Raw genomic sequence first — 6,424 nt, forward strand, 5'->3', positions numbered from 1 at the left:
AATGAAAATACTTTGTTAGTTTGAAAAGATATGAAATTATCACTTAATTTTAAGTTTTAAAGAATAATTTTAAAGACAAAAGTTGTATTAAAAAAAGGAACAGCGCATTTCTTTGTATGGTCTCTTTTTTTGTTTTGCAAATATTGTTGACGCATTGAAAACCTTTTTGGGATTTAAAATTAATAATTAATGAAGTTGTTGAACTAATTAGTTTAGTTCTTCTTTGTTGATAATTTCTTTTGCTAAAAGCAAATTAGCTATTTTATCTAATAATGACTTATTTTCTTTAATAATCTTCGTTGCTTGTTTATGACAATCATCAGGGCGAGAAAGATACCTAAATATTAGCAGATTTAACGAAACTGCACGATTTTCTAATAGTCGAATTCACTGGTTCGGGTCTGATATTAGAAAGAAATCAGAGTTACAGCAGAACCTGAAAGTGGATTGAGTCCAAAATCCAACAGACAATAGGATTTCGTAAGAATAAACCAAACGACACGGAAAAGGACTTAAATGACACTAAGAGCGCAAAAATGGAGTAATTGTTAAACTTATCATGAACGGTATTCAAGGAATCGCAAGATTCTGAGTAGCGATAAGGGAGGAAGACATTTAATATATATTTTGATGAGTATATTAAAATCACGACATCTTCAGATTGCAGTCATTAAATTGACAACTTCCTCGCCTAGCTGGCTAAACGGATTTTTCCTATATAAGCAATTATCCTTTATAAAAAGGCAGCTTATTTTGTTATAATATTATTACATTACAAAGTAGTTATTGTCCATCATCTTTTTGCAATATTACTCTTTTTAAAATAAAAAATCATTTTCACAAAGACAAGAAGGTACTCATTTTGTTAGAAAAATCATGGTTAGAAACATTAAATCCACAACAAAAAAAAGCTGTTATCTATACAGAAGGCGCTCTTTATGTTATCGCTGGGGCGGGAACAGGTAAAACCAAAACTTTAACTAGTCGAATAGCTTATTTAATTCAACATTTAAACATTCCTTATGATAAATTTTTAGCTATTACTTTTACTAATAATGCGGCTAAAGAAATGAAAAATAGGGTGCAAAATATTATCCAAATTCCTAATGCAGCTCTTAATATTTATACTTTTCATGCTTTTGGTTTTCAAGTTTTAAAACGTTTTATCAATCGTTTGTCATACAGTTATGATTCGCGTTTTAATATTGTAGATGATAACGATTCTAAAAAAATTATTAAAGATGTTGTTAAAGTGCTTAATTTAGATTCTGAAAAATACTTGCCTTCTTTTTTAAAAAAACAAATTTATCTAATTAAAACGGAAAATCCTCATAGAAAAGATGCTCCTCCGATGGATCATCATATTGAAAAAATATATAATGCTTATCAAACTTATTTAAAAAATAATAATTTAATCGATTTTGATGATTTAATCATTTATACTTATGAATTATTCTTAAATTATCCTGAAATTAGAACTTTTTACCAAAATAAGTTTCTGCATGTTTTAGTCGATGAATTTCAAGATACTGATTTCCATCAATACCAAATTTTAAAACTTTTAGCCGAAAAACATCGTAATTTATTCGCTGTAGGAGATCCGGATCAAAATATTTATTCTTTTAGAGGCGCTAGTAAAGAAAATAACGATCTTTTTGTGCAAGATTTTCAAGCTAAAAAAATTATTTTAGAACAGAATTATCGTTCTACTAATAATATTTTAAAAAAAGCGAATTTATTGATTAAAAAAAATCATAATGGTTTCGGTAAAGAATTAAAAAGTTCTTTAGGTGATGGATCAGAGGTCTTTTTTAACCAATTTGTTAACGCTGATTTGGAAGCTGATTTTGTCATTAAAGAAATTGATCGATTAGTGGCTAAAAACCAATATCGTTATGGAGATGTCGCTATTTTATATCGTTATAATACTTTAGAAAGTCTTTTTGAAAATAATTTAATGAAAAAAGGGATTCCTTATAAGATATTAGGCAATATCTCTTTTTACCAAAGAAAAGAAATTAAAGATTTAATAGCTTATTTAAAAGTCTTAATGGATACTGATCAAAATTTTTATCTCCAAAGAATCATTAATGTTCCGAGCAGAAAAATAGGTAAAGTAACTTTTCAAAAAATCGAAGAAATCAGTCAAAATCAAAACCTTTCTTTCTTTACAGCCTTAAACTATTATCCTTCTGATTCCAAAATTATCAAACATATTGTTTCTTTTCAAACTTTAATCCAAAAAATGAAAGATAAATTACATTCCCATTCTTTTAATAAATTAGAAGAAATAGTCGATTATGTGGATAAAACAGTTGGTTATTCTGATACTTTAAGAGAAAAGCCGGATTCTTTAGAAGCTCAAAACGCTCTAGATTATATCCAAGAATTGAAAAATGTTTTCGCTGAAGCGAACACAGAATTCGAAGGAACTTTGTTGGAAAAATTAAACCAATTATTAGATCAAATATCTTTATATAGTCAAGATAAAAGAGATGGTGATGATCAAGTTAAATTAGCTACTGTCCACAAAGTAAAAGGGATGGAATTTAAAGTGGTTTTCATTATTGGTTTTGAAGAAAATATTTTCCCTTTAAACAATAGTAAAGATCCTGACAATACTTTTGATTTAGAAGAAGAAAGACGCCTAGCTTATGTCGCTATTACAAGAGCGAAAGAATGTTTATATCTTACTAGTGTCGCACAAAGAAGGAAATACGGGCAATTTGTGAAATTAGAAATTTCTTCTTTTGTGAAAGAAATGAATTTTCATCTAACTAATCTTAATGATACTTATTTTAATAAAACTATGAAAATTAGACCAGCTAATCCTCATCAAGCTTTTTTATACCAAATAGGCGATAAAGTAGAACATAATACCTTTGGTCGTGGAACAGTCATAGAAATCAAAATACCTTTAATCACTATTTCTTTTTTACCTCCTTACGGAATAAAAAAATTAGACATCAAACATCCTTCGTTTAAAAAAGTGGAAAGTTTAGCTTTTACTTTACAAAAACAGAATCATCCTTTTGATGAATAAAAAAGGCGGCAATATCTTTTATGTTAGTAAATAAAGTGAATAAGTAGAGGGTATAAAAATGAAAATAGGTCTTTTTACAAATTCATATGAACCATTAATTAATGGCGTGGTGGTTTCCGTTAAATCTTTAAAATTAGGTTTAGAAGCTTTAGGGCATGAAGTTTATATTATCACTCCTAATTCGCCACAAATAAAAGAAGAAAAAGATCCTCATATTATCAGGATCAAAGGTTTGACAGTTCCTCTGAAAGTTTTAAAAGGTTTTTGTTGGGTGGTTAGTTATAAGAAATATCTGCCTTTATTAAAAGATCTAAATTTAGATATTATCCATCTACACACTGAATTTGGCATTGGTTCTTTAGGTCTTTATACGGCAAAAGAACTTAATTTACCTGTTGTTTATACTTTTCACACGATGTATATTGAATTCATCAAAATGAACCAAAACTTTTGGTTAAAAATGTGGAAAAAAACTATTGTAAAATATTTTGATAAATTATTGACTAAAAATATTTCCACCGTGGAGGCGGTTATTGTTCCGACTCCTAAAGTGCTGAATTTTTTACAAGAGTGTTATCTTATCGAAAGTAATTATCACGTTATTCCTACTGGTTTTAATTTAAAGCCTTTTTATCAAGAAAACATATCTTCTGAAGAAATTCGCCAATTAAAAGAAAAACTAGGTTTAAAAGATGATTTTATTTGTCTTTATGTAGGCAGATTATCTGAAGAAAAAGAGATTAATTATTTAATCGAAGGTTTTTCTGCGTTCCATCTTAACCATCCTCAAAGTAAATTTGTTATTATTGGCGATGGCCCAGATAAAAGTAATTTAACCAAAAAAGTTAAAAAACTCGGTTTAACTGATAAAATAATTTTTTTAGGTTTTGTGGTTTATCAACAGTTGGGTTTATATTATCAATTAGGCGATGTTTTTCTTAATGCTTCTTTATTTGAAACACAAGGATTAACTTATATTGAAGCTCTGGCTGCTTCTTTACCTTTGTTAGTACGTTATGATCCAGTGTTGGAAGGTGTTATTCAAGAGGGTGAAAATGGTTTATTTTACCGCACTAAAGAAGAATTAATACAGAAGTTAACTCTTTTATTTCAAGACCCTCAAGAAGGGCAAAAATTAGCTTTTAAAGCTAAAAAATCAGTCGCCATTTATAGTCAAGAAATATTTGCTGAAAAAATCATCCAAGTTTATCAACAATCTTTAGTTCATTATCAAAAAGAAATTTCGGAACCAAACAACTCTTAATGTTTTTGGTCCAAATTTCTTTTTTTACTATAAAAACAGACTTTTCCTTAAATTGATACTTTTTTTTACAAAATAAAAAGAAAAAAGATTGTTTTTTTGGTTTATTTTTGTTATAATGAATATTAATATTATCAAAAAAGCTAATTTACTGCTATTTCTCGCTCAAGTTTTTTGATAATATAAAAAAAGAAATAAAGAAAGAATAATCAACAAAGCATTTGAAAAAGTAATTTGTATTCTTTTTGAACAAATGTTTTGTATCCTTATTAAAAATATTAAAAAAATTAATAGAAAATAATTATAAATTTACAGTATGAATTATAAAAATAAAAAAATATTAATCATATTAAGTATATTTATTATAAGTATTATTGTTGTAATACTTATAATTTGGGTTTATAACAAGTCTAAAAAACAAAAATCTAATCAAGACAAAAAAATCAATTAGATAAAACATCGCAAAATAAAATTTTTTCTAAAGGTATTATTAAAGATATACAAATGAATAATAACCCTATTACTTTAAACCCTTTTGAAATAAGAGCCTCCCAACCATTAAAAAAAAGAAATTTTTCAATATTGTACAACCCCTTATCTTAATTTTGATAATCAAGATAAGTTAAAAAATGATAATAGTTTATGTAAATTAGAATTGATAAGGGATGATTCTGAAATTCTCCATATTGATAAAAATAATGCATCTGAAATTTTAGATTTGTCTGCTTCTAAATTTATTTTTACTTTAAAAAAAGGAATAAAATTTATTAATGATGAAGAAATTACTGCTCAACATATATTATTTAGTTTGGAGCAATTAAAAAAATCTGATAATAGAATAAAATACATAATTAAAAATGTATCTTGTGATGGTGAACAAAAATTTGAAGTTTCATGGGAGGGAACGCCAGGACAATCGCGACCAATTCAAAAAAAATTAAAAGACATTATAAATTTTTTAAACAAACAACTTTATTTTTGTTCCTATTGAAACATATAAAAATTCTTTAAATATTGATGTTAATGGTCAAACATTAAATTCTTCTTATGGTACAGAAATCAATTATTTTATTTCATATGGTTCTTATAAAATAGTGGATTTTGCAAATAATGAACTATATAAACTAAACAAAAATGGATCAATTCTTAATGACTGTTATCAATCGATAGAAATTCATATATTTGAAACACAAGAACAACTAGAACAAGCATTTGATAAAGGAGTACTGACAGAATTATCATTAATTAGTCCATATACAAAAGAAAAAATCAAAAAATATCAAAATAATGATTATCAAATTAATTATATAAATGATTTGAATGGTTGGCGTATGACATCTCTTTATTTAAATTTTGGCGAAGTCGATCCAACAAAAAATATTACTAAAAATATAAATTTTATAAAAGCTTTATTTTATGCAATCGATAGAAATAATAAATTATTAAATGATTTAAATAAATGTGACAATGATAAAACAGTTGTTTATGAAAAACCAACAATTTCTTTTTTACCAGATGGAGTATTTTTACTTGGTAATCCTGATATTATAATGAATTATACTCAACAACATAAAGATAATATTCGAGATTATGAATATAATCTTGATAAAGCAAAAGAATTTTTTAAAAAAGTATTTCCAGATAATAATCAAATAATTGAATTAACTATTATTGCTCCGCCACAAGCAAATGTTAATGATTATTTACAAATAGCTAATTTGTTAAAATTTGAAATAGAAAAAGCATTTGATAATAAAATCCTAATTAAAATTCAAACCCACCAATTCCGCCAGGAATAATAGAGATTAATTCTAAAAAACAAAAAAATAATATTATTGTAATTGATAATTTAAAATATAATAATAAAAATTTACCTTTTTTACTTCTTTAAATAAGGAAACGGTTTGTAACGATAAAATTAATAGTATAATAAATAAATTTCAATCAAATATTGATGAAATCAACCGTAAAAAAAGAGAAAAAACAAAAAACCTTAGACCTCTGCAATATGTTAAGAAAAATATAGAAGAATTAGAATTAATAATTTTAAATTTAATTTAACAACATAATTTTGCTCTTCGTCATAAAGATGAATTATTATCTCTTTTTAATGAATTAGA

The 6,424-nt window shown here is 25.7% G+C and carries 4 protein-coding genes; all 4 read left to right on the plus strand.

Annotated features, from left to right (window positions below; genetic code table 11):
- The first annotated feature begins 862 nt into the window (after window positions 1-862).
- The gene (locus RI01_RS01655; RefSeq protein WP_017192928.1) at window positions 863-3,043 is read left to right on the plus strand and encodes an ATP-dependent helicase; all 2,181 of its coding nucleotides are present in this window, start codon (window positions 863-865) and stop codon (window positions 3,041-3,043) included.
- A gap of 58 nt (window positions 3,044-3,101) precedes the next feature.
- The gene (gene mgs, locus RI01_RS01660) at window positions 3,102-4,307 is read left to right on the plus strand and encodes an alpha-monoglucosyldiacylglycerol synthase (RefSeq protein WP_017192929.1); all 1,206 of its coding nucleotides are present in this window, start codon (window positions 3,102-3,104) and stop codon (window positions 4,305-4,307) included.
- Window positions 4,308-4,959: 652 nt separating this feature from the next.
- Window positions 4,960-5,295: a hypothetical protein gene (locus tag RI01_RS01665; RefSeq protein ID WP_017192931.1), complete on the plus strand. Its 336-nt coding sequence runs from the start codon at window positions 4,960-4,962 to the stop codon at window positions 5,293-5,295.
- 103 nt (window positions 5,296-5,398) lie between these two features.
- Window positions 5,399-6,103 carry a hypothetical protein gene (locus RI01_RS01670; protein WP_017192932.1) on the plus strand — a complete coding sequence of 235 codons (705 nt, stop codon included), beginning with the start codon at window positions 5,399-5,401 and terminating at the stop codon, window positions 6,101-6,103.
- The last annotated feature ends 321 nt before the right edge of the window (window positions 6,104-6,424 follow it).

It is taken from the genome of Italian clover phyllody phytoplasma str. MA1 (assembly GCF_000300695.1).
Classification (GTDB): Bacteria; Bacillota_I; Bacilli_A; order Acholeplasmatales; family Acholeplasmataceae; genus Phytoplasma.